The sequence below is a fragment of the Alcanivorax sp. S6407 genome (assembly GCF_023016115.1).
GTDB lineage: Bacteria > Pseudomonadota > Gammaproteobacteria > Pseudomonadales > Alcanivoracaceae > Alcanivorax.
Genome location: NZ_JALKBH010000009.1, coordinates 26329 through 51194, shown reverse-complemented (window position 1 = coordinate 51194; position 24866 = coordinate 26329). Strand labels below are relative to the sequence as shown.

26 protein-coding genes are annotated in these 24866 nt (G+C 58.3%); 19 read left to right on the top strand and 7 right to left on the bottom strand.

Annotated features, from left to right (window positions below; genetic code table 11):
• Positions 1 to 89 precede the first annotated feature (89 nt).
• Entirely contained in the window at positions 90 to 518 is a 429-nt protein-coding gene (locus tag MWU49_RS16125) for a hypothetical protein (RefSeq protein ID WP_246974300.1), read from the bottom strand.
• Between the two features lie 288 nt (positions 519 to 806).
• Between MWU49_RS16125 and MWU49_RS16120 the strand changes: the two genes are divergently transcribed.
• Complete coding sequence (locus MWU49_RS16120) at positions 807 to 1187, top strand: hypothetical protein (protein ID WP_246974298.1); 381 nt, start codon at positions 807 to 809, stop codon at positions 1185 to 1187.
• A gap of 6 nt (positions 1188 to 1193) precedes the next feature.
• Here the strand turns inward: MWU49_RS16120 and MWU49_RS16115 are convergent, their stop codons facing one another.
• Both MWU49_RS16115 and MWU49_RS16110 read right to left on the bottom strand, forming a co-directional pair.
• Positions 1194 to 1397, bottom strand: coding sequence for a hypothetical protein (locus MWU49_RS16115; RefSeq protein ID WP_246974296.1), 204 nt, complete (start codon positions 1395 to 1397; stop codon positions 1194 to 1196).
• A gap of 162 nt (positions 1398 to 1559) precedes the next feature.
• Positions 1560 to 2393, bottom strand: coding sequence for an NAD(P)-dependent oxidoreductase (locus MWU49_RS16110; protein WP_246974293.1), 834 nt, complete (start codon positions 2391 to 2393; stop codon positions 1560 to 1562).
• A gap of 163 nt (positions 2394 to 2556) precedes the next feature.
• Here MWU49_RS16110 and MWU49_RS16105 point away from each other — a divergent pair, with 163 nt between their 5' ends.
• The 3 genes from MWU49_RS16105 to MWU49_RS16095 all read left to right on the top strand — a co-directional run bounded on the left by MWU49_RS16105 (position 2557) and on the right by MWU49_RS16095 (position 4259).
• Positions 2557 to 3573, top strand: coding sequence for an AraC family transcriptional regulator (locus MWU49_RS16105; protein WP_246974290.1), 1017 nt, complete (start codon positions 2557 to 2559; stop codon positions 3571 to 3573).
• 84 nt (positions 3574 to 3657) lie between these two features.
• Positions 3658 to 4068, top strand: coding sequence for an HIT family protein (locus tag MWU49_RS16100; RefSeq protein ID WP_246974288.1), 411 nt, complete (start codon positions 3658 to 3660; stop codon positions 4066 to 4068).
• Positions 4065 to 4259, top strand: coding sequence for a CPXCG motif-containing cysteine-rich protein (locus tag MWU49_RS16095; RefSeq protein WP_246974287.1), 195 nt, complete (start codon positions 4065 to 4067; stop codon positions 4257 to 4259). The genes MWU49_RS16100 and MWU49_RS16095 overlap by 4 nt, the downstream gene beginning before the upstream one ends.
• Positions 4260 to 4390: 131 nt before the next feature.
• On the opposite strand, the gene MWU49_RS16090 is transcribed toward MWU49_RS16095, so the two are convergent.
• Genes MWU49_RS16090 through MWU49_RS16080 form a run of 3 tightly spaced genes read right to left on the bottom strand, consistent with a single transcriptional unit; the run spans position 4391 to position 6258 of the window.
• A complete protein-coding gene (locus tag MWU49_RS16090) occupies positions 4391 to 4666 on the bottom strand; it encodes a SelT/SelW/SelH family protein (protein ID WP_246974286.1) in 276 nt (91 codons plus the stop codon).
• 4 nt (positions 4667 to 4670) lie between these two features.
• Positions 4671 to 5252, bottom strand: a complete 582-nt coding sequence (locus MWU49_RS16085) for a YajG family lipoprotein (protein WP_246974285.1) — start codon at positions 5250 to 5252, stop codon at positions 4671 to 4673.
• A gap of 34 nt (positions 5253 to 5286) precedes the next feature.
• On the bottom strand, positions 5287 to 6258 hold the full coding sequence (locus MWU49_RS16080; RefSeq protein ID WP_246974284.1) for a polyprenyl synthetase family protein: 972 nt from the start codon (positions 6256 to 6258) through the stop codon (positions 5287 to 5289).
• A 288-nt stretch (positions 6259 to 6546) separates the two neighbouring features.
• Here MWU49_RS16080 and rplU point away from each other — a divergent pair, with 288 nt between their 5' ends.
• From rplU to proB, 4 genes are all read left to right on the top strand, one after another.
• Positions 6547 to 6858 carry a 50S ribosomal protein L21 gene (rplU, locus tag MWU49_RS16075; protein ID WP_246974283.1) on the top strand — a complete coding sequence of 104 codons (312 nt, stop codon included), beginning with the start codon at positions 6547 to 6549 and terminating at the stop codon, positions 6856 to 6858.
• Between the two features lie 30 nt (positions 6859 to 6888).
• Positions 6889 to 7149: a 50S ribosomal protein L27 gene (gene rpmA, locus MWU49_RS16070; RefSeq protein ID WP_246974282.1), complete on the top strand. Its 261-nt coding sequence runs from the start codon at positions 6889 to 6891 to the stop codon at positions 7147 to 7149.
• 146 nt (positions 7150 to 7295) lie between these two features.
• Complete coding sequence (gene cgtA, locus MWU49_RS16065; RefSeq protein ID WP_246974280.1) at positions 7296 to 8483, top strand: Obg family GTPase CgtA; 1188 nt, start codon at positions 7296 to 7298, stop codon at positions 8481 to 8483.
• 109 nt (positions 8484 to 8592) lie between these two features.
• Positions 8593 to 9723, top strand: a complete 1131-nt coding sequence (gene proB, locus MWU49_RS16060) for a glutamate 5-kinase (RefSeq protein ID WP_246974277.1) — start codon at positions 8593 to 8595, stop codon at positions 9721 to 9723.
• 114 nt (positions 9724 to 9837) lie between these two features.
• Here the strand turns inward: proB and rpsT are convergent, their stop codons facing one another.
• A complete protein-coding gene (gene rpsT / locus MWU49_RS16055; protein WP_022986431.1) occupies positions 9838 to 10104 on the bottom strand; it encodes a 30S ribosomal protein S20 in 267 nt (88 codons plus the stop codon).
• Between the two features lie 280 nt (positions 10105 to 10384).
• On the opposite strand from rpsT, the gene murJ reads away from it, so the two are divergent.
• From murJ to MWU49_RS16000, 11 genes are all read left to right on the top strand, one after another.
• Complete coding sequence (gene murJ, locus MWU49_RS16050; protein WP_246974275.1) at positions 10385 to 11962, top strand: murein biosynthesis integral membrane protein MurJ; 1578 nt, start codon at positions 10385 to 10387, stop codon at positions 11960 to 11962.
• A 110-nt stretch (positions 11963 to 12072) separates the two neighbouring features.
• Entirely contained in the window at positions 12073 to 13041 is a 969-nt protein-coding gene (gene ribF, locus MWU49_RS16045; RefSeq protein WP_246974273.1) for a bifunctional riboflavin kinase/FAD synthetase, read from the top strand.
• The gene (ileS, locus tag MWU49_RS16040; protein ID WP_246974270.1) at positions 13038 to 15845 is read left to right on the top strand and encodes an isoleucine--tRNA ligase; all 2808 of its coding nucleotides are present in this window, start codon (positions 13038 to 13040) and stop codon (positions 15843 to 15845) included. The genes ribF and ileS overlap by 4 nt, the downstream gene beginning before the upstream one ends.
• Before the next feature lie 74 nt (positions 15846 to 15919).
• Complete coding sequence (gene lspA / locus MWU49_RS16035) at positions 15920 to 16414, top strand: signal peptidase II (protein ID WP_246974268.1); 495 nt, start codon at positions 15920 to 15922, stop codon at positions 16412 to 16414.
• The gene (locus MWU49_RS16030) at positions 16407 to 16877 is read left to right on the top strand and encodes a peptidylprolyl isomerase (RefSeq protein ID WP_246974266.1); all 471 of its coding nucleotides are present in this window, start codon (positions 16407 to 16409) and stop codon (positions 16875 to 16877) included. Before lspA ends, MWU49_RS16030 begins: the two co-directional genes overlap by 8 nt.
• A 97-nt stretch (positions 16878 to 16974) precedes the next feature.
• On the top strand, positions 16975 to 17910 hold the full coding sequence (gene ispH / locus MWU49_RS16025; RefSeq protein ID WP_246974263.1) for a 4-hydroxy-3-methylbut-2-enyl diphosphate reductase: 936 nt from the start codon (positions 16975 to 16977) through the stop codon (positions 17908 to 17910).
• Positions 17911 to 18154: 244 nt separating this feature from the next.
• The gene (locus MWU49_RS16020) at positions 18155 to 18643 is read left to right on the top strand and encodes a GspH/FimT family pseudopilin (protein ID WP_246974261.1); all 489 of its coding nucleotides are present in this window, start codon (positions 18155 to 18157) and stop codon (positions 18641 to 18643) included.
• Positions 18644 to 18645: 2 nt separating this feature from the next.
• A complete protein-coding gene (pilV, locus tag MWU49_RS16015) occupies positions 18646 to 19146 on the top strand; it encodes a type IV pilus modification protein PilV (protein WP_246974259.1) in 501 nt (166 codons plus the stop codon).
• The gene (locus MWU49_RS16010) at positions 19143 to 19928 is read left to right on the top strand and encodes a PilW family protein (protein WP_246974257.1); all 786 of its coding nucleotides are present in this window, start codon (positions 19143 to 19145) and stop codon (positions 19926 to 19928) included. Before pilV ends, MWU49_RS16010 begins: the two co-directional genes overlap by 4 nt.
• Positions 19929 to 19972: 44 nt before the next feature.
• Entirely contained in the window at positions 19973 to 20506 is a 534-nt protein-coding gene (locus MWU49_RS16005) for a PilX N-terminal domain-containing pilus assembly protein (RefSeq protein ID WP_246974254.1), read from the top strand.
• 21 nt (positions 20507 to 20527) lie between these two features.
• Positions 20528 to 24841, top strand: a complete 4314-nt coding sequence (locus MWU49_RS16000; protein WP_246974250.1) for a PilC/PilY family type IV pilus protein — start codon at positions 20528 to 20530, stop codon at positions 24839 to 24841.
• Positions 24842 to 24866: the final 25 nt, after the last annotated feature.

Below are 24866 nucleotides of genomic sequence, written 5' to 3'. Positions count from 1 at the left end.
ATGAAGCATGTTGCAGCCGCGAAGCGGCCCAAAAGAAAGGGGGCCAAGAAGGCCCCCAAAAGGAGAGTAACAACAAAAAGGATTCAGAATCAGCTACGGTTCTGACCGGCAGAAACCAGTTCGTTGAACAGTTTCTCGCCTTCTTCACGTGCGGTGGCAACGGCACCAAAGCCGGCCAGCACGAATTCGTTGGTGGCTTCAGCTTTCTCGCCGCGCTCTTGCTTGCCAGCAGCTACCAGCTTTTCGTAGAACGCCTGACGCTTTTCCGGAGCGCTGTCCAGCAGTTCGCGAGCAGCCAGCAGGGCGCCACGACCGGCCAGCAGGGCCTTCGGCTTGCCCTCGGCTTCTTCGCCGAATGCTTCGGTGCCAGCAGCAACGTACTTGTTCAGCAGTTCTTCAGAGTTTTCTTCGGCCTTGTCATAGGCACCCAGGCTGGCCAGGTACAGCTTGTTGCCCAGTTCCTTGGCACGGTTAACCAGAGTTTCGCTTTGTTCACGCAGATCTTTCAGCTCGCCCATGATGCATGCTTCCTTAAATTTGTCCGGTGTAAGAAAAAGTGCAGCGGTAAATTGGCGCTGCGTGAGAAGAAGAGTAAGAGGGTTTGTGCGAGAGAGGTGTCTTGTTTGTCAGACAATTATACAGATGGCTGATGGTGGCCATGCTTCAAGGTGTGATATCCATCAAAGTCAGTAAGCCAAACCCCGCATAGTCGGGATTTTTTCTCATGCGTACACTGGCAAGAAAGGGCTGTAGAAGTCCTGGCGTGTGAGGTTCATATTCAGGGGTCGTGAGACAGAGAGACAAGAATGATAGAAAAATTCATCGCCAAGGTACCATCACGGATCTGGGCCGAAGGGCGCCCGAGTCAGGCAAGGCAATGGGAGGCCGAATTCAATGTGGCTTCCTGGGTGCGTGTGGCTGGCGCTTCCGGGCAGGTGCAGCTGGTTGTGCGCTATATGGACAAGAATAATGAGCGGGCTGTGCTGGTGGACAGCGCCGAGGTGACCGGTGAAGGCAGTGCGTTGCTGTCCGGTTCCATCCTGTTGCGGCTCAGCGCGGACGTGGAGCAGGTGCAGGTATCTCTGCGACTGGCGGATCCGGCCATGAATTTTGTGGTGGAAGAGCTGTTCATGCAGCGACGCGGTTCCGCGCTGGGTGCCTCCGACAAGCTGATTTCCAACTTCTGATCGCGCTCAGCCCTGTTGCTGGCGTTTTTCTTCGGTAGCCTGCCCGATGCTGCGGGCGGGCGCTTGCTGTGGCTGCGAGTCCTCGCAGAAGGCCACGGGTTCATTGAGCAGTGATTCCGGCCACTGCTGAAAGTCCAGGCCGGTGAGCCTGTTGAGATTTTCCAGGGCCGTTTCCGGCCGTAAGCTGCTGAGTGTCAGTATCTTGCTCATAATCCCGTCCCCGTGTGTCTGAGAGAGACAAAAGCGAGAACCGTGCCAGCTTGACTGGCATTTTTTCTTTCAGTTTTTCAATGGGTTGCAGGATTCAGGCTGGCCGTTGGAGGGATTGCCGGGCGGAGCCCGGCAGCATGTGACAATTTTTGTAACCCGGTTTCAGTCGAGGAAAAAGTCCGGCAGCAGCTTGTCATCATCCAGATCGGGATCGACCCGGTAGCCACTGAAATCGCTGGTGCCGGTTTCGCGGAGAATCTCTTCATCAATGAAGAACTGGCCGCTGGCGGCGGCCACCGGGCGCGTCAGGATTGCATAAGCGGCATCGGCCATGATCGAGGGCTGGCGAGCGGCCTGCACTGCCGGAACCCCGCCCAGCTGGTTCTGTACTGCCGCGGTATTGATCACGGTTTTCGGCCACAGGGCGTTGACTGCTACCTTGCCCTTGTACTCGTCGGCCATGCCCAGCACACACAGGCTCATGCCGTATTTAGCCATGGTGTAGGCCACGTGGCGACCGAACCAGTGTGGGGTCATGTTGAGCGGTGGAGCCAGGTTGAGGATGTGCGGGTTGTCCGACTTTTTCAGGTGGGGCAGGCAAAGCTTGCTGGCCATGAAGGTGCCACGGCTGTTGATCTGGTGCATCAGGTCATAGGACTTCATGCTGGTGGCTTCGGTGCCGGTGAGGGCAATGGCGCTGGCGTTGTTGACCAGGATATCGATGCCTCCGAAGGTCTCTACGGTCTTGTTCACGGCGGCTTGCAGCTGTTCCTCATGGCGGATGTCGCCGACGCAGACCAGCGGGTTGCCTCCGGCTTCGCGGATTTCGTCTGCCGCAGTATAAATGGTGCCGGGAAGCCTGGGATGGGGTTCGGTGGTCTTGGCGAACAAGGTGATATTGGCGCCATCCCGGGCGGCCTTGAGGGCGATGGCCTTGCCGATGCCACGGCTGGCGCCGGTGATGAACAGGGTCTTGTTGTGCAGGGTGTTGGTCATGATGTTCTCCCGAGAATCAGAGGAGAAACCTACCAAGCGCTTGGTTTATTGGCAATAGCGCCTTGTGTCCTGGTGCTAAGGTCACTTGTCACAAAAGGAATGGCAGGCTAAGGTGTCTGGCTCGGTCATTTGGGGCCATGGTGGCCCGGTCAGGATAATAGCGATGACAATATTGAAGATGGACCCGGCGGAGTATTCGGTCTCCGCGGAATATCTTTCCCTGATGCTGGATGTGATGGCGCGACGTGGCATCCCCAGTGAAGAGTTGCTGGTGGGTACCCAGATCGAGCCGGGTTGCTGGCGTGATCCCAAAGCGCGGGTCTCTGCCCATGATTTCGAGCGGGTGGCCAGTCGTGCCATTCGCATGACGGGTGAGCCCTGGATTGGCTGGGAGCTTGGTGCCTCCATGACCCTGTCTTCCCATGGTTTTCTCGGTTATGCCGCCATGAGTAGTGCCACTTTGGGCGAAGCCCTGGAGTTGGCGGTCAAATACTTCCGCACCCGCAGCACCATGGTGCAGCTGGAAACCTTCCAGGAAGGTGATGTGGCGGTGCTGCAGGTCAATGAGTTGCTGTCGCTGGGCGGGTTGACGCCGTTGACCATGGAAAGCCTGTTTTCCAGTTTCCATTTCATGGGGCAAAAACTGTTGCCGGGCATGGAGGTACTGGGCGAGCTGCGTTTCTCCTATCCCGAGCCGGAATACTTTGATCGCATGCGCCCGCTGATGCCGGTGCCGGTGTATTTTGATTGTGCCTATAACCAGATGCGTTTTCCGGTGGAGCGGATGGACTGTGAGCTTCAATTTGCTGACCCGCGCCTGGCGCAAATGGCGGCGGATCAGTGTGAGCAGGAAATGGCCACGATCAAGGCGCCGCCGGCGTTGCTCGGTCAGGTGCGACGGATCATTCTCGCCGGGGGCGGGCGCTTTCCCAGTGTGGAAGAGGTGGCCAGCGAGCTGCACATGTCATCGCGTACCCTGAAGCGAAAATTGCAGCAGCTGGGCACCAGCTATCAGGAAATTCTTGATGGGCTGCGCAAGGGCCTGGCGGTGGAGTTTCTTACCCAGTCCGATCACACCGTGGACGAGATTGCCATGTCGCTGGGGTATTCCGATGCCTCCAATTTCGCCCGGGCCTTCCGGCGCTGGACCAGCCGCAGTCCTTCCGATTATCGAACCTAGGATGCTGACGCCCGGGGCCCGATGCGTGACGCTTGAGGGCCTCGCGCAAACCTTTTCCTTGCCTGCCTGTTCCCGGAGAAAATGATGGCGACACTGCACCCCCGACTGGCCGCCGATACCCGTGCGCTGGGAGAGACCGACCTGTGCTGGTTGCGCTGGATGAACGATCAGCGTTTTGCCTGGCTGATCATTGTGCCCAAGCGCGATGGGCTGCGTGAGTGGCACCATCTACCTGCGGACGAACAGCTCCAGTTGCTGACGCAGGTGAATACCCTGGCGGGCCAGCTGGAAGAGATCACCCGAGCCGACAAGATCAATATCGGCGCTCTTGGCAATATGGTGCCCCAGCTGCATATCCACGTGATCGCCCGTTTCGAAGGTGACCCCTGCTGGCCGGGACCGGTTTGGGGGCAGGGGGAGCCTTTGCCATGGGCTGAGGGTGAGCGGCCAGCCTGGATTGAGAAGCTGGATCTGGCGGCACTGGAGCACGCATGAGTGGCCTGCAGCCGGTGTCAGTGCAATGCCCATGCTGTTGGGAGTCCATCGAGGTGTTGATCGACATGTCGATGGAGGAGCAGGAGTACGTGGAAGACTGTCAGGTGTGCTGCCGGCCGTTGCTGTTTACGGTGCAGGTGCCGTTTGGCAGTGATGAGCCGGCAGTCGATGTGCGGCCGGAGAATGACTAGCTACAAGCTACAACGCGTCATCTTCCCGGATTTGTAGAAACGATATTGGCCGCGCACCAAGGTTTGCGTCGCGGCGTCACCGCTGTGAGTCAATGCAAGCCGTTCCCCGCGTTGTAGCTTGAAGCTTGTAGCTACTTTTTCCGGTCGATGTGGCCCAGATCCCGCTCCGGAAACAGCGCATCCCGGACCCGCCGCTTAAGCTCGGTAATCTCTGGAAAGCCGCCATCCTCTTTGCGTTCCCAGATGCACTGCTGGTTGGCGGTGATGCGGAAAACACCGCCGGTGCCCGGTTGCAGAGCCACTTCGTCCAGCTCTTCGCTGAAGGTGTTGAGCAGCTCCTGGGCGTACCAGCCGCTTCTCAGCAACCAGTTGCACTGACTGCAATAGAGAATGGTGACCTTTTTCATCCGTTCAGGCCGGATCGTTGCCGAGCAGGAAGTTCTGCATTTTGGGATCTTCCAGCATGCGGGTGATGGCGGCGCTGAGGATCTCGTTGATCATTTCCTGGTTGCGGTTGGCGCTGGGAGTGATCGGCAGATCGTGCTTGATGCTGCTCTTGTAGGTGCCGGTGTAGCCCACATCGGGACGACTGGCTTCGCCGACCAGTACCAGTGAGATTGTCACGCTGTTCACCACCGACCCTTGCTCGGGCACGTAATCCAGCTGCTCCAGACGCACTTCCAGGGAGGTGGCATCGGTACCCGGGTTGAAGGCGTTGAAGCCTTGCTTCTGCAGGCCCTGGCGCACCGCCTCTTCGATGGCGGTCTTGACGTCATTGGCGGGCTGCACCAGGGAGGTTTCCTTGTACACACCGCCACGGGTGCCGAAGGCCAGCTGGTCACGGGAGTCTACGGCCAGCACCATTACCGGCTGGTTCTGGCCGATATTGGTGGTCTGCACCTTTGCAGCGGGCTGGACAGTGATGGATTGGGGGCTCAGGGCGCAGCCGGTAAAGGCGGCGCTCAATGTCAGCAGCAGGGCGGCACGCAACATGGTGTCTCCTTTTGATTGTTAGCAGGTGGTTCGCTCAGAAAGTGCGTTTCAGCGATTCTTCCGCAAGGGTGACCAGCGAATCCTTGTAGGGGGACGCGGGCACCTCGGCAATCGCTTCCAGGGCCAGCCGGGTATGCTCGGCGGCCTTGTCGATGGTGTATTGAAGACCACCGCTGGCGCGAACAGTTTCAACAATTTCCTCAAGATGATCGATGCCGCCACTGCGAATGGCGTCCTTGATCAGTGTGGCCTGCTCTTCAGAGCCGTTGGCGATGGTGTAGATCAGCGGCAGGGTGGGTTTGCCTTCGGCCAGATCATCGCCCACGTTCTTGCCCAGCTCGCTGGCGTCGCCCTGATAATCCAGCACATCGTCGATCAGCTGGAAGGCGATGCCCAGATGGCGGCCGTACTCGGCGAAGGCGGCAGTGAAGTCCTGATCGTCGGTAATCCCCAACACCGCACCGGTTTCGGCAGCAGACTCGAACATCTTGGCGGTCTTGTGGTGAATCACCCGCATATAGTTCGGTTCGGTGGTGTTGGGATCGCGCACGTTGATCAGCTGCAGCACTTCGCCTTCGGAGATGGTGTTGGTGCTCTGCGAGAAGATGTCCAGCAGGCGGGGGTGACGCAGGGCCACCATCAGCTGCAGGGCGCGGGAGATCAGGAAATCCCCCACCAGTACGCTGGCCGCGTTGCCCCACACCGCATTGACCGTGGGCCGGCCGCGGCGCAGGTTGGATTCGTCCACCACGTCGTCATGGAGCAGGGTGGCGGTATGCAGGAATTCGATGATGGCCGCCACGTCCACATGGTTGTCACCGCGGTAACCGGAGGCGCGTGCGCAGAGGATCGCCACCAGAGGGCGCAGGCGTTTTCCGCCAGACTGCACGATATAATCGCCCACCTCGCGAATCAGGGGGACATTGGAGTCGAGATGATGGGTGATGAAGGTATCTACGGCAGCGAAATCCTGCTCGACCGAGGCATAAATGGCCTTGAAATCCATGTACTTGAGTCCAGGCGAATGAAGGTGGCGCAACAGCCGGCAATGCTAACAGGGGAGGCCGGCCAGTCAATTGATTCTGCCCATTTGCCACTGACGGGTGTCAACCTGCCGTGATTTCCCCTGCGAAAGGGTCCCGATAGTACAAATTAACCCGCCAGATCGTTGCGTGGGCTGGTTAATTGCCGTACACTTCGCGGCCCGATTTAACCCTCTGCCTGGCCTGCAAGTGGTCAGCTGCTCTGAAAAGGGTGGCGCCCGCCTGAGTGGAGTCGTGCTGGAGCACACTGAATGTACGCAGTAATCAAAACTGGTGGCAAGCAGTATCGCGTCGAAGAAGGCGATGTTGTTCGCATCGAAAAAATTGAAGTAGCAACCGGCGAATCCGTGGATTTCGACCAGGTGCTGCTGGTTGCCAACGGCGACGACGTGAAAGTCGGTCAGCCGGTTGTGGATGGCGCTAAAGTGACTGCCGAGGTTCTCGAGCAGGGTCGTCACAAGAAAGTGAAGATCCTCAAGTTCCGTCGTCGCAAGCACCACCGCAAGCAGCAAGGTCACCGTCAGTGGTACACTGCGGTGAAAATCACCGGGATCCAGGGCTGATCCTTAACAGACATTCGAGAGGATTGAGACATGGCACATAAAAAAGCCGGTGGTAGTACTCGTAACGGTCGCGATTCGCAGAGTAAGCGCCTTGGCGTGAAGCGTTTCGGCGGCCAGCTGGTGAATGCTGGTGAAATCATCGTTCGTCAGCGCGGCACCAAGTTTCACGCTGGCGTCAACGCTGGCATTGGCAAGGATCACACCATCTTTGCCACTGAGACTGGTTACGTGAAGTTCGAAGTCAAAGGTCCGCTGAACCGCAAATACGTGGTGATCGAGCCTGCGGCCTGATCCTGAGGGATCATTAAAAAGCCCCGCGAGGCTCTGCCCGCGGGGTTTTTTTGTATTTGATGCCGGGCTTTTCGCCCGGCGTCGGCTGTCCCCAAAGTGAATCTGTTGCCGTAGAATGGCGGCGATCCGAATGAGAGTCCTTTTCCATGCAATTTGTCGACGAAGCTACCATTGAAGTGCATGCCGGCAAGGGCGGCGATGGCTGCCTGAGTTTCCGTCGTGAAAAATATGTGGAATTTGGTGGCCCGGATGGCGGCGACGGCGGTGCCGGCGGCAGCGTCTTCTTTCAGGCGGACAGCAACCTCAATACCCTGGTGGATTATCGTTACGACCGTATTTTCAAGGCGCGTAATGGTGAGGGTGGCCGTGGGCGTCAGATGACCGGTAAATCTGCAGACGATGTCATTCTGCTGGTGCCGGTGGGTACCACGGTAATTGATGTGGATACCGAAGAGGTGCTGGCAGATCTCACCGAGACCGGCAAGCCGGTGATGATTGCCCGTGCCGGTCGCGGTGGTCTGGGCAATATCCACTTCAAGAGCAGCACCAATCAGGCGCCACGCAAGACTACCAAGGGCAAGCCGGGGGAATCCCGTCGCCTGCGTCTGGAGCTCAAGGTGCTGGCGGATGTGGGGCTGCTGGGTATGCCCAACGCGGGCAAGAGTACGCTGATCCGCGCCATTTCTGCGGCCAAGCCCAAGGTGGCGGATTATCCGTTTACCACCCTGGTGCCCAATCTGGGGGTGGTGAAGGCGGATCGGCATCGCAGCTTTGTGGTGGCGGACATTCCTGGTCTGATCGAGGGGGCGGCAGAAGGTGCTGGCCTCGGTATCCGTTTTCTCAAGCACCTGGCGCGCACGCGTCTGTTGCTGCATGTGGTGGATCTGGCGCCCATGGATGGCGGTAATCCGGCAGATCATATTGATGCCATCGCCGATGAGCTGGATCAGTTTTCGCCGGCGCTGGCGGAGCAGGAGCGCTGGCTGGTATTCAACAAGATTGATCTGCTGGCGGATGACGAGGCGGATGCGCGTATTGATGCCATCGTCGAGGAGCTGGGCTGGCAGGGGCCGGTGTTCCGTATTTCTGCGGCGGCCGGCGTGGGCTGCGAAGACCTGGTCTACGCGCTGATGAATGCCATCGAGGATCGCCGTCGTCTGGAAGCTGAGGATCCAGAGTATGCTGCCGCCCAGCAGGATCTGCGCGCCCGTCTCGAGGAAGAGGCGCGGGACAAGGTGCAGGAGCTCAAGGCGGAAGCTCGTCGTGCTCGTGATAATGACAGCGATGACGACGATGATGACGATCACGATGTGGAAATCGTCTACGAGCCCTGATATTTCGTAGTGCGGAAATGGGGCAATGCCCGTCTCCGCCGTTACCGCATTGGCTGGCGGAGATTGGCTGACGCCAATTTCCGCCCTACGGAACCTGTAAGGAGCGAAGGTGGCTGATCGCCAGCGTTGGGTTATCAAGATCGGTAGTGCCCTGCTGACCAATGATGGCAAGGGGCTGGATGTGGCGCTGATGCAATCCTGGGTGGATCGCATGGTGGTGCTGCGTCAGCGCGGCATCGAGGTGGTGATCGTTTCTTCCGGTGCGGTGGCCGAGGGGATGACCCGGCTTGGCTGGGCGCGCCGTCCGGACTCCGTGCATGAGCTGCAGGCTGCTGCTGCCGTCGGGCAGATGGGGCTGGTGCAGGCCTGGGAGTCCTGCTTTCAAAGGCATAACCTGCACACCGCCCAGGTGCTGCTGACCCATGATGATCTTTCCGACCGCAAGCGTTACCTGAATGGGCGCTCAACCCTGTTGACCCTGTTGGGCTTTGGGGTGCTGCCGGTGGTGAACGAGAACGACACTGTGGTCACCGACGAAATCCGTTTTGGGGATAACGATACGCTGGCGGCGCTGGTGGCCAATCTGGTGGAGGCGGATCGTCTGGTCATCCTCACCGATCAGGAGGGTCTGTTTGATGCCGACCCCCGCAATAATCCGGATGCCAAATTGATTGCCGAGGCGCAGGCGTCGGACCCGCTGATCGAGCGGGTGGCCGGCGGTGGCGGCTTGCTGGGGCGCGGTGGCATGGCGACCAAGGTGCGTGCGGCCAAGCTGGCGGCTCGTTCCGGTGCCCTGACAACCATTGCTTCGGGGCGTAGTCCTGAGGTGCTGATCGAGTTGGCGGATGGTCGGGGCCCGGGTACCACCTTGTTGCCGGACACTTCCCCCATGAATGCCCGCAAGCAGTGGCTGGCTGGGCATCTGCAGATGCGCGGCCGGGTCGTCCTGGATGCCGGTGCGGTCGAGCGTGTCCGTGAAGGAGGCTCCAGTCTGTTGCCTGTCGGGGTGGTGGATGTATTTGGCCAGTTTTCCCGGGGCGAGATGGTGGCCTGTGAAACCGAGCAGGGTGAGCGTATTGCCTGCGGGTTGGCCAATTACGATGCGGCAGATGCCCGTCGCCTGTGTGGCAAGAAGAGTTCAGAGATTGCCGACGTGCTTGGCTTCATGAATGAAGAGGAGCTGATCCACCGGGATAATATGGTGGTGGTCGACGCTGGAGGCCTGGCGCCGGACGCCTGACGCCTGACGGATTTTTGCGTGCGGCCTGTTGCGTGAAGCGTGAAGCGTGAAGCGGCCGCAGAGCGGCATAAAAAAACCGGCACAAGGCCGGTTTTTTTGTGTCCACCAAGAGACTTAGGCAGCCATTGCCTTGATCTTGGTGTTCAGGCGGCTCTTGTGACGAGCTGCCTTGTTCGGGTGAAACTTGCCCTTGCGGGTGGCTTTGTCCAGCACGGATACCGCTTGGGTGTAAGCTTCCTGGGCGGCACCTTGGTCGCCGGACGCAATAGCCGCGTTCACCTTCTTCAGGTATGTGCGCACCATGGAGCGCATCGCTGCGTTGTGCTGACGGCGCTTTTCCGCCTGACGCGCACGCTTGCGTGCTTGCGGTGAATTAGCCAAGGTCCTGCTCCTATCTTGAATTCTGAAATCGAAATTGGTTTATGACACAAGCCGTTATCGGCCGGCCCGCACCGTTGAGACCCGAGTTGATGGTCAAAAAACAGGCGTGCCAAGGTCTAAAGACGCGCAACTATGCCGATCTCGAGGTGGGTTGTCAATGGGAAATGGGCTCTGAAATGATCATCGGTAGCGGTAACGGTGGCCTTTCGCTACTCTTGCCCGATTCTGCCCCGGAGGAGGGCGGTGTCGAGGCTTGAGCAGCCGGTCCCACGGAGATCTGATGACCGAAAACAAGGATACACAGCAGCAGGAAAGTTCCAGGCAGGCGGGCTTGCTGGCCTCCACGCTGGTGGTGTCTTCCATGACCATGCTGTCGCGGGTGCTGGGGCTGGTCCGGGATGTGGTGATTGCCCGCATGCTGGGGGCCTCGGCCGGGGCGGATGCCTTCTTTGTGGCACTGAAAATTCCCAATCTGTTGCGCCGCCTGTTTGCGGAAGGTGCTTTCAATCAGGCCTTTGTGCCGGTGCTGGGGGAATATCGCAGCAAGGGCAGTCTGGCGGCCACCAAATTACTGGTGGACCGGGTGGCGGGGACACTGGGTGGCACCTTGATGCTGGTGACCCTGCTGGGGGTGATCGGGGCGCCGGCGATTATCTGGGTGTTCGCGCCGGGTTTTGGTGACGACCCGCACAAGCGCGAGCTGGCCGTGGAAATGCTGCGGCTGACCTTTCCTTATCTGTTCTTCATTGCCCTGACCGCCTTTGCCGGTGGCATTCTCAATACCTGGAACCGCTTTGCGGTGCCGGCCTTTACCCCGGTGCTGTTGAATCTGAGCCTGATTGGTTGTGCCCTGTTCCTGACCCCTTACTTCAGTGAGGACCGGATGGCGGTGGCGCTGGCCTGGGGGGTTTTGATTGCTGGCGCCGTCCAGCTGCTGTTCCAGTTGCCGTTTTTAGCGCGCCTGAATCTGATGCCGGTGCCGCGCATGGGCTGGCGCGATCCGGGTGTGCGCAAGATCATGACCCTGATGATTCCGGCTCTGTTTGGTGCCTCGATCTATCAGCTCAATTCCTTGGTCAATACGGTTCTGGCCTCATTGCTGCAGACTGGCTCTGTGACCTGGCTGTACTACACCGATCGACTGATTGAGTTGCCGCTGGGCATCTTTGCGGTGGCGATTGGTACCGTGATTCTGCCGGGGCTGTCGAAGCAGCATGCAGAGTCGGACCCGGAAAACTTCTCGAAAATGATGGATTGGGCCATTCGCATGGTATTGCTGATTGGCCTGCCTGCGGCATTGGCACTGGCGGTGCTGGCTGAGCCACTGCTGTCCACCCTGTTCCAGTACGGTGAGTTTGCTGTCGCGGATGTGGAAAAAACGGCGCAGTCTCTGCGCGCGGCCAGTGCGGGCTTGCTGGCTGCGATGCTGATCAAGGTGCTGGCCCCGGGATTCTATGCCCGCCAGGACACCAAAACGCCAGTGAAAATAGGCGTCCTGGCGATGGTGGCGAACATGGCAATGGCCGCGTTGCTGGTGTGGGAGTGGAACCATGTGGGGCTGGCAACCGCCATGGCGCTGTCCAGCTGGTTGAACGCCGGCTTGCTCTTCATCGGCCTGCGCCGGGCCGGGGTCTATACCCCCCAGGCAGGCTGGCTGTTCCATTGGGGGCGGATGCTGGTGGCCGGTGTCGGTATGGCGGCAGCCACCTGGTGGCTGTCTCTGCAGACGTCGGTCTGGACGGACGCGGGCGTCTTTCAGCGGGTGGGCTGGCTGAGTCTGATCGTGGTCTCTGGCCTGCTGCTATATGGTTTGTCACTTGTGATTCTCGGCCTTCGGCCTCGCCATCTGCGCCGCTGACCGGCTTGCGGGTGACAAAAATGCGGGATTATCCGCTTCGGGGCGCTTGCGTGTTGCGTGTTGCACGCTGCGTTCCTGTATAATCGTGCGTCTTTCAAGGCGAGGGTGAGATGCGACTGATTCGCGGCATTCACAATCTGCGCGACAGGCATCGCGGCTGTGTGGCTACCATCGGCAATTTCGATGGGGTGCATCAGGGACACCAGAAGATTCTCGATCAGGTGATCGCGGAAGCTCGTCGCCGTGGCAGCAAGTCCACGGTGATGCTGTTCGAGCCCCAGCCCCAGGAATTCTTTGCGCCGGATCAGGCGCCTGCCCGGCTGATGTCACTGCGCGACAAGCTGATTGCCCTGCGCGAAGCCGGCGTGGATCAGGTGCTCTGCGTCCGCTTCGATGACCGTTTTCGTTCCCTGACTGCGGAGGCTTTTGTGCGCGGTTTGTTGGTGGACGGGCTGGGTATCGAATATCTGGTGGTGGGCGATGATTTCCGCTTCGGCTGTGGCCGGGATGGAGATTTTGCCTACTTGCAGCAGGCTGGCGAACAGTTCGGTTTTGATGTGACCGATACCGCCACCTGCGAAATTGACGGTGAAAGGGTGTCCAGCACCCGGGTCCGGGCGGCTCTGGCGGAGGGGAATTTCGCCCTGGCCGAAACCCTGCTGGGGCGTCCGTTCAGTATCAGTGGCCGGGTGCGGCATGGCGACAAGATCGGCCGTACCCTCAACCTGCCTACGGTGAATCTGGCACTCAAGCGGCTGCGCTCGCCGCTGCACGGGATCTTTGCGGTGACCGTGGATGGTGCCCGGTTTCAGGCCCAGCCCGGTGCCGCAAACATGGGCACCCGCCCCACGGTGAACGGCACGGAAAATCGCCTGGAAGTGCATCTGCTGGACTACAGCGATGCTGGCGTTGGCAAGGACAGCCTGTACGGACAGCACCTTACAGTTGCGTTCCGCCACTATGTGCGGGCGGAAGAGAAATTTGCGGATCTGGACCAGCTCAAGGCTGCCATCTGGCAGGACGTGGAAGCGGTGCGGAACTACTTTGAAAAGACGGGACTATCCAAGACGGTACTATGACGGACTACAAGGCAACGCTTAACCTTCCCCATACCGACTTCCCCATGAAGGCCGGTCTGTCCCAGCGTGAACCTGCACGGCTGAAAGAGTGGCAGGAAAAAGAGCTCTATCAGAAGATCCGTGCGGCCTTCGCCGGTCGTCCCAAATTCATTCTTCACGATGGCCCTCCCTACGCCAACGGCAATATTCATATTGGCCATGCGGTGAACAAGATCCTCAAGGACATGATCGTCAAGTCGCGCACCCTGGCGGGCTTCGATGCCCCCTACGTGCCGGGCTGGGACTGTCATGGCCTTCCCATCGAGCTGATGGTGGAGAAGAAGGTCGGCAAGGCCGGCCACAAGGTGGATGCACGCACCTTCCGCCAGAAGTGCCGTGAGTACGCCAGCAAGCAGGTGGAAGGCCAGAAGGCGGACTTCAAGCGCCTGGGCGTGTTTGGCGATTGGGAAAATCCCTACCTGACCATGGATTACGGTTTCGAAGCCAATATCATCCGTGGGCTGGGCAAGATCGTGGACAACGGCCATTTGCAGCAGGGTTTCAAGCCGGTGCACTGGTGTCTGGATTGTGCGTCTGCCCTGGCGGAAGCGGAAGTGGAATACTACGACAAGGTGTCCTTTGCCATCGATGTGGCCTTCCCGGTCGTGGATGTGGCGGACTTCACCGCGCGCAGCGGGATCGAAGCGAAAGCCCCCAGCCTGGTGATCTGGACCACCACGCCCTGGACCCTGCCGGCCAACCGTGCCGTGTCGGTCCATCCGGAGCTGGACTATGTGCTGCTGTCTGCTCAGCAGGATGGCGCCGCCCGTGAGTTGCTGGTGGCAGAAGCGCTGGCCGATGATCTGGTGGAAAAATGGGGGCTGGAAAACGTGTCCCGTTCCGCCACCGTCAAGGGCGAGAAGCTGGAAATGCTGTCCCTCCAGCATCCGTTCCTGGACTACCAGGTGCCGGTGATTCTTGGTGAGCATGTGACCACCGATGCCGGTACCGGTCTGGTCCACACCGCACCCGGCCATGGTGCCGACGACTTTGTGGTTGGGCAGAAGTACGACCTTGATCCGATCAGCCCGGTGCTGGATAACGGCAAGTTCCGCGATGATCTTGCCGTGGTCGGTGGCATGCATGTAAGCAAGGCCAACGAGCCGGTGATCGAAGCCCTGAAAGAAAAGGGCATGCTGGTGAAGTTTGCCAAGCTTGAGCACAGCTACCCGCACTGCTGGCGACACAAGACGCCGCTGATCTTTCGCGCCACCGCCCAGTGGTTCGTGTCCATGGACAAGAATGGCTTGCTCAAGCGCGCCCAGCAGGAAGTGGACAAGGTGCAGTGGCTGCCGGAATGGGGCAAGGCCCGCATCGACGGCATGCTTACCGATCGCCCGGACTGGTGTATCTCCCGTCAGCGTACCTGGGGAGTGCCCATTGCCTTGTTCGTGAACAAGGAAACCTCCGAGCTGCACCCGGATACCCCGGCGCTGATCGAGCAGGTGGCACAGCGTGTCGAACAGGAAGGCATTGATGCCTGGTTCGATCTTGAGCCAGCCGAGCTGCTCGGTGACGAGGCGGATCAGTACAGCAAGGTGGTGGATACCCTGGACGTGTGGTTCGATTCCGGCGTGACCCATTACTGTGTACTGGATCAGCGCGAGCAGCTGCGTGCGCCGGCGGATCTGTATCTGGAAGGCTCCGATCAGCACCGGGGCTGGTTCCAGTCTTCCCTGCTGACCAGCCTGGCCATTCGTGATGCCGCGCCCTACGAAACCGTACTGACCCATGGTTTCACCGTGGACGAGCAGGGCCGCAAGATGTCCAAGTCCATCGGCAATGTGATCGCACCGCAGGAAGTATGGAATGATCTGGGTGCGGACATCCTGCGCCTGTGGGTGGCGGCGACTGACTATCGTGGTGAGATGTCCGTGTCCAAGGACATCCTCAAGCAGATGGGCGATAGCTACCGTCGCATCCGTAATACCAGCCGCTTCCTGCTCTCCAATTTGAGCGGTTTTGATCCTGCCGTGGATGCGCTGCAGCCTGAGCAGATGCTGGCGCTGGATCGCTACATTGTCGATCGTGCCCTGCAGCTGCAGGACGAGATCAAGGGCCTGTACGACGGCTATCATTTCCACCAGATCTACCAGCGTCTGCATAACTTCTGTGCGCTGGATCTGGGCGGTTTCTATCTGGATATCATCAAGGATCGCCAGTACACCACCCAGGCGGATTCGGTGGCGCGTCGTTCCTGTCAGACCGCCTTGTATCACATTGCCCAGGCACTGGTGCGCTGGATGGCGCCGATTCTCAGCTTCACCGCTGAAGAAATCTACGAGAATCTGCCCGGTGAACGGCTCGATTCCGTGTTCCTGGCGGAGTGGTATGACGGCCTGTTTGCGCTCGGTGACGTGGCCATGGGCCGTACGTTCTGGGAGCAGGTGCAGGAGGTGAAGCAGGGGGTCAACAAGGCCATCGAAGGGACCCGTCGCGACAAGATCATCAAGGGCGGTCTTAGCGCGGAAGTAACCCTGTTCGTGGATGCAGACAAGCAGGCCCTGCTGGAAACACTCGGCGACGAGCTGCGTTTCGTGACTATTACCTCTGCAGCCACCCTCAAGCCGCTGGCCGAGGCGCCGGCGGAACTGGAAGAGAGTGTGCCTGGTCTCAAGGTGCAGGTGGTGGCTTCCGGTAATGCCAAGTGCGTGCGCTGCTGGCATCACCAGCCGGATGTGGGTAGCCATGCCGGCCACGAAGAGCTGTGTGGCCGCTGTGTTACCAACGTGGATGGCGACGGCGAGGTTCGTCATTACGCCTGATCATGCCGCAGGGCGGAAATGGGCAAGCGCCCATCTCCGCTTGGGCGTTAACGCATTAACCGGGTAGAGAATCAATGAAGTCAGCCAGGATTCCTGGGCAATTGGTGTGGCTGTGGCTCACCGCCGTTGTGATTGTGCTGGATCAGATCACCAAAAACATGATTGTGGAGCGGTTCTCCCTCTATGAGCGACTGGAAATCTTTCCGCATTTCAATCTGACCCTGGCTTATAACACCGGCGCAGCGTTCAGCTTTCTGGCGGATGCTGGTGGCTGGCAGCGCTGGTTCTTTACCGCCATTGCGGTCATCGCCTCCGTGATGATCCTGATCTGGCTGGCCCGGCTGACCAAGGCAGAAACCCTGCAGGGTATTGCCCTGGCCCTGATTCTCGGTGGCGCCCTGGGGAATTTCTACGACCGGCTGGTGCTGGGGCATGTGGTGGATTTTCTCGATTTTTACTGGGGTAACTATCACTTTCCGGCATTCAATATTGCCGATACGGCCATCACTATTGGTGCCGGCCTGATCCTTCTCGACATGGTGCTGGGAGCGAAAAAGACCGATGACTGAGATTCTCCGCGCAGGCCCGGAAACCCGGGTGACCCTGCATTTCGCTGTGCGTCTGATGGATGGCACCGAGATGGATTCCACCTTTGGTGGTGAGCCGGCGTCCTTTGTCTGGGGTGACGAGTCCCTGTTGCCGGGCTTTGAAAGTTCCATTCGCGGCCTTAAGGCTGGCGACAAGCGCAGCGTATTCCTGGAAGCCAAAAAAGCCTTTGGGGAGTACAACGATGACAACGTGCAGCACTTCACCCGCGAGACCTTCATCCAGTACGACACCCTGGAGCCGGGCATGGTGCTGAGCTTCGCCGATGCCGCCGGTGGCGAACTGCCAGGCGTGATCAGCCGGGTGGAGGACGACTGGGTCTACGTGGATTTCAACCACCCCCTGGCCGGCCGCGACCTGACCTTCGAAGTGGAGATCGTGTCGGTAGAACGCTACGCCCCCGAGCAACCAGTTACCCTCAATTAATAGTGAATAATGAATAGTTAATAACGAGAGAGTACAGTGGGAGCGTGGTCCTCAGGGCTGCGCTATTAACTATTAACTATTAATTATTAATTGCCTTATGCAGATTCGTCTCGCCAACCCCCGCGGCTTCTGTGCCGGGGTGGATCGTGCCATCGACATCGTCAACCGGGCCCTGGAAGTGTTCGGCCCGCCCATCCATGTGCGTCATGAAGTGGTGCATAACCGTTTCGTGGTGGACGACCTGCGCCAGCGTGGCGCGGTGTTCGTGGAAGAACTGGACGAAGTGCCAGACGACGCCATCGTCATCTTCAGTGCGCATGGCGTCTCCAAGGCGGTACAGCAGGAGGCCGAGCGGCGCCAGCTGAAGGTCTTCGATGCCACCTGTCCACTGGTGACCAAGGTGCATATGGAAGTGATCCGCTATGCCCGCGAGGGCCGCGAAAGCATCCTGATCGGCCACGAAGGCCATCCCGAGGTGGAAGGCACCATGGGGCAGTATGACAAGTCCCATGGCGGCGATATCTATCTGGTGGAAGATGAGGTGGATGTGGCTGCTCTTGAGGTTCGCGACCCGTCCAAACTGGCCTTCGTTACCCAGACCACCCTCAGTGTGGACGATACTGCCAAGGTCATCGATGCCCTGCGCCAGCGCTTCCCGGAGATTCATGGCCCCAAGCGCGAGGATATCTGCTACGCCACCACCAACCGCCAGGACGCGGTGCGCCAGCTGGCCCTTGAGTGTGATCTGGTGCTGGTGGTTGGGTCGGTGAACAGCTCCAACTCCAACCGTCTGCGTGAGCTGGCCGAGCGCTGTGGCACCGAATCTTACCTGCTGGATGAGCCTGGCCAGATCGACAAGGCCTGGCTGGAAAGCAAAAAAGTGGTGGGCGTCACCGCCGGCGCCAGTGCCCCGGAAGAGTTGGTGCAGCAGGTGATTGCCACGCTGAAGTCCTATGGTGGCCAGGAAGCTGAAGAGGTGCCCGGCCGCGAAGAGAATATTCGTTTTTCCATGCCCAAGGCGTTGCGTCCGTAACGCCTGTCCCCGTTTTGCTACCGCCAAGAGTGCAGTTTTCGGACCAATACTTTCGTATAGGAAGAAAATTGCGCCAGTCTACGACGATAGTGTGAGCGTCCTCACACCCGAAAGTACCAAAAGTCATTACATTTCAGCAGCTTATACCGTCTGGTGCCACTGGCTGCCCGTTTATCACTCCTGCGTTGATGCCACTGGTCGGCTTGCTAGAGTTAAGACACACATATTGGGCTGGCATGTCTCCATGAAGAGCATAAATAAAAAACAACGAGGTTTTTCGCTTATCGAGCTGATTGTGGGGGTCATTATTCTTGGGGTAATGGCTGCTATTGCTGCGCCTGCATTTCAGCGAATGGCGGCAGGTTCAGCGGTTCGCTCCTGCACCATGGACCTCGTTACCGCTTTGAATACCGCGAGAGCGGATGCTGTGAATCTGCGTCGTGGCGCCACGATGTCAGCAACTAATACTTCATCTTCCGGGAATGAGTGGGGGAGCGGAGGCTGGTCCTTGACGTATCCGGGAGTGGCCGAAACCAAGAACTTCGAGCCCTGTGAAAATGCCACCGCTACTGAGGCGGGAGGCGCAACGACCTTGTCGTTTGATATCCAGGGGCGAACCCCGGCTGCGCTGACATTCCAGGTCTGCCATTCGCAAGGCGTTGTCGCAGGGCGTCAGATTGCGGTCAGCCGCACAGGGCTGCTTACCAATACGGAATTTAACGGGTGCAATTAATCATGAAGCGAGAATCGATGCGGGGGCATCAGTCCGGTATGGGCATGATGGAGGTGCTGGTGGCCTTGCTGGTGCTGAGCGTGGGGGTGCTGGGCTATGCAGGCCTGCAGCTTCGTGCTCTGGATTCCACCGATGAAACCTATATGCGTTCTCAGGCCATGGCAGTGGCACAGGATGCGGTGGAGCGAATGATGGCCAATCCCGGTGCATCGGCCGTTTATGAGACAGAGGGGAATTGGGGTGGGGCTGCGGCAGCGAATCTCCCACAAACCTGTCTTGGCCAGAATTGCACCGCCGCCCAGATTGCGGCCTGGGATATTGCCCAGTTGACCTGGTATGCCAATGACCTGCTTTCTCAGGGTGTTGTTGGTGTGGAAGATTGCGCCACCGGCACCTCCCAATGTGTTCTCGTTGCTTGGGGGGGAGAGTCCCTGGATAACTGCCAGGATGCGGGCGGAGCCGCCTCCGGCGTTGATTGTGTGGTACTGGAGGTGAGGCTATGAATATCAAACAGAGAGGTTTCAGCCTTGTCGAACTGATGGTCGCGTTGTTGCTTGGCACAATCATTATCGGTGCCGCGACGCAATTGTTTTTGACTAATCAGCGCTCCTTCCAGCTGCAACAGAATATGAGTGAAGTGCAGGAAACCGGGCGATTTGCCGTGGAAATACTCTCTCGGGAGCTGCGGATGGCGGGCTTGACCCGGCCAGACGGAACGGAATCCGGTGGACTGATAGCCGCGGCAGCCTTTGAAGGTGGTGCCGGAGCAATGGCCAATGACCAGCTGCGTTTTCGCTTCTTTGGCACTACCGATTGCCAGGGCGATACCTACACCGGGGCAGGGGATGACACCCTGATCGAGAACCGCTATTCGGTGGTCAATGGGAATCTGATCTGTACCGGCTTGATCGATCAGGATAGCAACGGTGCAGTCGATGCCGACGCTACCAGTGTGACTCTGGTCAGTAACGTAAGCAGCTTCCAGGTGCTATACGGCGTAGACCGGGAAATGGTTGCCGGGGCGGGGGCTGAAGATGGTATCCCGTTTGCCGGTCGTTATTTGCGCGCCAACCAGGTGGCGGTCACGGATCAAGTGGTAAGCGTGCGCATTGGTTTATTGGTGAGGGCTGCACAGGACAGTAATGAGCAAGCCGGAACGCCAAGAGGTTTTACGGTTCTGGACAAGGTGCTGGCTGGTGGCGCTGCGCCTCTGGATACCCAGGCGGTGCGCCGCCTGTTTGTGCGGACGATCAAACTGCGTAACTACAGATGGGATTCGGTGTGATGAGATCTCGAGTTTACTTACAGACGTTCAGGCGGCAGCGGGGTGTGGCGCTGTTTATTGCGCTGATTCTGCTGATCATTATTTCCATTCTTGGCGTTTCAGCCATGCGCATGTCCATGTTCAACGCGAGGATTTCAACCGGAGCCCAGGTCAACACCATGACCTTCCAGGCGGGGGAATCTGCGTTGCAATCGGTCTATGAGGAAGCGCTGGATGCGGACGAGGGCGGCGAGAATAACGTCATCCTGCGTGCCATGAACAAGCGTTTTGCGGAAGGGGTTTTCGAGGTGCAGCTGCGTTGTGTGACCACTGCGGATCCGTATAAATCCGGAGCCTGTGCAGACGGTGACTACATGGATACCCGTGATCTGCTCAAGGCATCTTCGCAAACCGTAGTGAAAGATACGATTCGAAATATTGCCGGCAACTCCATCACACAGACGGGGTCTGGCGGCACTACCGTAGTCTGGTATGACTTTGTGTCAGTGGCCAAGGGCGAAATGCAGGACCTTCAAGTGGAAAGTCATAACGTCCAGGAATTCTCCCGCAAGGGGCTATACATAAGCGGCAATTTCTAATTGCGGGGTGGGGAGGCAACAATGAACAGCATGAAACGCATCAGCTCTTACATCGGCCTTGGCGCAGCCATATTTCTCAGTGTGCCCGCATTGCATGCGGATGATACCGAGGTCTATCTGCAGGGGATTCCTGCCAACAGCAGTAACAACATCATGATGATGATTGATACTGCCGGTGCCAGTAATACCGGGACAGTGATCGAGGACATCGCCGGAGCCCTGAATCGAGTGATCGACCGGACTGCTTCCAGCACCAACATGGGCTTGTCCCGTTATTACGCAGGTGGCCAGCCAGTAGGCTCCTATGTGGCCTATCCAGTACTCCCCCTGTTGGGCAGTGCGGGAACGCAGCTAACCAGCCTTGCCATGAGTGGTGACGGGGATGCCTATCAGGCCAGTAGTGCCGATGCCATTGTGCTGGATGATGCCGAAGTGAAAGTGGTGGGGGGCGATGCCAGTACCCGCCATGGCTTTGTCTTTAATCCTATCGCCATACCACGACATGCCACCATCACCAATGCCTATATCGAGCTCCATTCCTCATTCCCGGTGAGTGGGGCGCAAATCAGTCTGCTGCATGATGATGTGGACTTGGCTGAACCCTTTTCTGCCGCAAATGACCTGTTTTCCGGTGGCTGGGCGGAGTCCGTAATCAGCAAGGTTACAGGCCCGGATAACCGCAATTACAATACCGGCGCAGACTGGGATACCAAGGTGGAAAAGGTGGACGCCAACACCATCCGCATCCCTCTGACCCCGGTAATGCAGGACATGGTCAGCCGGGCGGTCTGGTGTGGCAATGAACCGATCGGGCTGGGCTTCCTCAAATCCGATTCCACCTTTACGTATTATGCTTCCGAAGCAAGCGGCCAGCTGATGCCCGATGGGGTGACAACCATCAAGTCACCTTCCCTGCATGTGGAGTGGGATCCGAAAACCATGTCGGTAGGCGCCGGTCTTACTGGCAATGATACTTATGCCTGTATGGGCGGAGAGCACCGGGATCCGACTGATTCCGAAAATGATGCCATCGAGTTGATTGCCGATGGCACGCTGTTCAACGACCGTCCGCTCCTTGTGGGGGATGTGGCTAACCTGAAAACCGTTTCGACCTCGAATAAAAAAGGTAACGGCAATGGCAACGGCAACTCGGGCAGTCAGGAAGCCGTTTCTTCCGGCTCTTATATCGCGGGCTTGCGAATGCCACAATTTGGCCTGCAAAAAGACGATATCGTCAGTAATGCCAAGTTGTTCATCAACGCGACAGAAGTGTCCGGTAGCGGCAAGATAATCATTGAGGCCATTGACGGCGATGCCCAGCCATTTGATACGGCCAACAGTATTTCTTCCCAGGGCAAGCTGGGCCTTTCTGCAGAGTATGCGTTGTCTGATGGGCAGGAGGGTTACTTCGAAGTCGATGTGACCGATATGATCAACAAGCTACTGGCGTCGGCTGACTGGGCGCCGGGTTACAGTGTTGGCTTCGTGCTGTCCAGCTCCTCGCCGGGCACATTCGATGTGCGGCTGGGGGGTATGGATGATGGTGTCGCCAGTGGCTCCTACATGACTTTCGATGCCCTGGCGGCATCAACCGCCAGTTTTCTTCCTTCTTCCCGGGGCGCCCTGAAGCAGCAGGTCTCCCTGCTGGCAGATGCCGGTGGCGGTGGTAATTCCAATACCGTGACCAGCTTGATGGATATGGGCTCCTACATGCGTGGCCATGTCCCCATGACCGGTGCCGATTACTATAAGAACAACGCAGGATCTGAACCGGCGGATACCTATGCGGAGGATATTTTCGACGCCAAGTATTCCAGCTACCGTTTGCCGCCCAGCGCAGCAGACCAGTGTTCTCGCAGCCACATCATCATGATGGCTGGCAAGGCGCCCAATGATGGCAAGGATGGGCAGGGCTTCATCTCCTCGGCAACAGACAAGGCAATTGGTGGTGGGGATGGTGATTGCCCCACCGGTGCTGAGGGCGTGTTTACGTGCTCGGCCAACTACGCCAAGTGGCTAGCCAACCCTTCTGATCCTGCTGACCGTGTGCCGGTGGTAACCCACATTGTCGGCTTCCAGCTGACAGACAAGGAAACCGCTGGTTATTCCAAGGTGACGGAAGCGTCCGGTGGCATTTTCGTGTCGGCTGAAAATGTGGATGAGGTAGAAGACGCCTTTTCCGAAATTATTGACCGCATTACCGTGGAAAACGCTTCCCTTGCCGCACCGGGTGTGGCGGTGAACCAGCTGAACCGCTTCCAGCATCTGGATCAGCTCTATTACTCCGTGTTCAAACCTGACTTCCTGACCCAGTGGAAAGGGAACCTGAAGCGTTATCGCCTGAAATTTACCAATGCCGGTCCGCAGATCGTGGATGCCAATGGTGCGGTGGCCATTGATGATTCCACCGGTTTCTTCAAGGAAGAGTCCAGAAGTTTCTGGTCTGACTCAACTGACGGTAACCTGGCGGTAATGGGTGGCGCCCGTGGTGAGATCGACAATGACAGCACCACCCGCAAGCTCTACTACTTCACCGGTACGGAAAGCAGTCTGGATCCTTCCGGTTCCATCACCAGCACTACTTTTGGTGCCGGTGAAAAGCTGACTTTGATGGACGACAGCAACAAGCCGACGGCAGCCCAGATGGGAATCGATGCCGCGAATGTGGACGATGCTTATACCTTCCTGAATTACTCCTGGGGGGATCCGCTGCACAGTGAGCCACGACTGGTGACCTATGCTGTTGATGTGAGTGCCGGCACCCAGGATAACGTGATCTTTGCGGGAACCAATGACGGCATTCTTCATGCAGTGGATGCAGATGATGGCAGTGAGCGATTCTCCTTCATCCCGCCCAGCGAACTGGCCAAAACCGGTGACCGCGTCAGGAACGGCAAGCTACTGCCGATGGATTACCTGCGCTCTACCTATGGCCTGGATGGCACCTGGACCCCTTGGCGCCGCGTGGATGGTTCCAATGTGAATGTGTACCTGTTCGGTGGTCAGCGTCGTGGTGGACGTAACATGTTTGCCCTTGATGCCACCAAGGCGGGCTCAAGCGCTGATCCGCGTTTGCTGTGGCGGATTCAGGGTGGCAAGACATCCGGGTTTGATGATCTTGGCCAGACCTGGTCCAGTCCGACACTGGCGCAGATCAAGATCAATGGTGATGCCGTGCCGGTACTGATCTTTGGTGGTGGCTACGATGCGGATAATCACGATACCGCAGGCAAGACCTCTACCGGCGATGATTATGGCAATGCCATCTATATGGTGAACGCTACCAACGGCAAGCTGATCTGGAGTGCCTCGAATGCTTCCAGCAACAGTGGCGCCTCAAGTCACACCACTGTCAGCGACATGAAGTGGAGCATTCCTTCCGATGTGTCTGCGGTGGACCTGAACGTGGACGGCTTTATCGATGCGCTGTATGCCTCGGATCTGGGCGGCCAGATTTTCCGCGTCGATCTGAATATGGAAAATGCCGGAACGGGCAGCCTGGTTCGTCGAGTGGAAACTGTGGCGTCCCTGGGGTACGCGGAAACCTCAGGCTATAGCAGTCATCGTCGCTTCCATGCCTCTGTCTCAGCGGCGCTGGCCTATGACAGCTCTGACAACCCGTTCCTGCAGATCCTGATCGGCTCTGGTTATCGGGCCCATCCGCTGGAAACCAATGCCACCCAGGATCGCATCTTCATGATCGAAGATCGTGACATCTTTAAAGCCCAAAAGGCGCCCTATGCTTCTTCAGGCACGGTGAAAACAGCCGACCTCGTGGATCTGACAAACAATCTGTCTCCCAGCGCCAGCGATCTGACCGGCAAAGGCTGGCGTATTGATCTGGACAAGACAGACGGCGAGAAAGTGTTGGGTGCAGCCGCCATTCTCAATGGTGTTGCCTACCTGAGTACCTATGTGCCTACCGATCTGAGTACACGCTCTGACTGTGCTCCGATTCAGGGTCGTTCTCGCCTGTATTCCATTAGTGTGACTGATGGTTCGCCGGCTTCTTCTGACCCCAACATTAGTGGTCGCTATGAAGAGTCCGTGTCCCTCGGTTTGGCACCGGAGCCGCAGATTTTGATTGGTGGTGAAGATCCGGGTGATGGCGGTGACGATGAGGGGGGTGATGATGGCACTACTCCGGATGAGAATGGGCTCGATAGTGCCTGTTCAAGTGAATCCCAGGTTGCGATTCTTATCGGTACCTCGGTTCGTTCCGGCGGCTTCCTGAAGGGGTGTGGCCTGAAAAAGACCCGCTGGTACGAAGTGAATAGTGATGAAGACGCTGACGCTGTTATTCAGAAAGAAAACCCGAACCAGCAAACGCCTTAATAGTCCACAGGCGCCCGAGAGGGCG

Bases quoted from the DNA above. Each gene is read 5' to 3' on its own strand.
- rplU (WP_246974283.1), top strand. From the start codon at position 6,547: ATGTACGCAGTAATCAAAACTGGTGGCAAGCAGTATCGCGTCGAAGAA.
- ileS (WP_246974270.1), top strand. From the start codon at position 13,038: ATGACGGACTACAAGGCAACGCTTAACCTTCCCCATACCGACTTCCCC.
- MWU49_RS16100 (WP_246974288.1), top strand. From the start codon at position 3,658: ATGGCGACACTGCACCCCCGACTGGCCGCCGATACCCGTGCGCTGGGA.
- MWU49_RS16115 (WP_246974296.1), bottom strand. From the start codon at position 1,397: ATGAGCAAGATACTGACACTCAGCAGCTTACGGCCGGAAACGGCCCTG.
- MWU49_RS16125 (WP_246974300.1), bottom strand. From the start codon at position 518: ATGGGCGAGCTGAAAGATCTGCGTGAACAAAGCGAAACTCTGGTTAAC.
- MWU49_RS16030 (WP_246974266.1), top strand. From the start codon at position 16,407: ATGACTGAGATTCTCCGCGCAGGCCCGGAAACCCGGGTGACCCTGCAT.
- ribF (WP_246974273.1), top strand. From the start codon at position 12,073: ATGCGACTGATTCGCGGCATTCACAATCTGCGCGACAGGCATCGCGGC.
- pilV (WP_246974259.1), top strand. From the start codon at position 18,646: ATGAAGCGAGAATCGATGCGGGGGCATCAGTCCGGTATGGGCATGATG.
- ispH (WP_246974263.1), top strand. From the start codon at position 16,975: ATGCAGATTCGTCTCGCCAACCCCCGCGGCTTCTGTGCCGGGGTGGAT.
- MWU49_RS16020 (WP_246974261.1), top strand. From the start codon at position 18,155: ATGAAGAGCATAAATAAAAAACAACGAGGTTTTTCGCTTATCGAGCTG.
- MWU49_RS16105 (WP_246974290.1), top strand. From the start codon at position 2,557: ATGACAATATTGAAGATGGACCCGGCGGAGTATTCGGTCTCCGCGGAA.
- MWU49_RS16000 (WP_246974250.1), top strand. From the start codon at position 20,528: ATGAACAGCATGAAACGCATCAGCTCTTACATCGGCCTTGGCGCAGCC.
- MWU49_RS16085 (WP_246974285.1), bottom strand. From the start codon at position 5,252: ATGTTGCGTGCCGCCCTGCTGCTGACATTGAGCGCCGCCTTTACCGGC.
- MWU49_RS16120 (WP_246974298.1), top strand. From the start codon at position 807: ATGATAGAAAAATTCATCGCCAAGGTACCATCACGGATCTGGGCCGAA.
- MWU49_RS16095 (WP_246974287.1), top strand. From the start codon at position 4,065: ATGAGTGGCCTGCAGCCGGTGTCAGTGCAATGCCCATGCTGTTGGGAG.
- MWU49_RS16110 (WP_246974293.1), bottom strand. From the start codon at position 2,393: ATGACCAACACCCTGCACAACAAGACCCTGTTCATCACCGGCGCCAGC.
- murJ (WP_246974275.1), top strand. From the start codon at position 10,385: ATGACCGAAAACAAGGATACACAGCAGCAGGAAAGTTCCAGGCAGGCG.
- MWU49_RS16080 (WP_246974284.1), bottom strand. From the start codon at position 6,258: ATGGATTTCAAGGCCATTTATGCCTCGGTCGAGCAGGATTTCGCTGCC.
- cgtA (WP_246974280.1), top strand. From the start codon at position 7,296: ATGCAATTTGTCGACGAAGCTACCATTGAAGTGCATGCCGGCAAGGGC.
- rpmA (WP_246974282.1), top strand. From the start codon at position 6,889: ATGGCACATAAAAAAGCCGGTGGTAGTACTCGTAACGGTCGCGATTCG.
- lspA (WP_246974268.1), top strand. From the start codon at position 15,920: ATGAAGTCAGCCAGGATTCCTGGGCAATTGGTGTGGCTGTGGCTCACC.
- MWU49_RS16090 (WP_246974286.1), bottom strand. From the start codon at position 4,666: ATGAAAAAGGTCACCATTCTCTATTGCAGTCAGTGCAACTGGTTGCTG.
- MWU49_RS16010 (WP_246974257.1), top strand. From the start codon at position 19,143: ATGAATATCAAACAGAGAGGTTTCAGCCTTGTCGAACTGATGGTCGCG.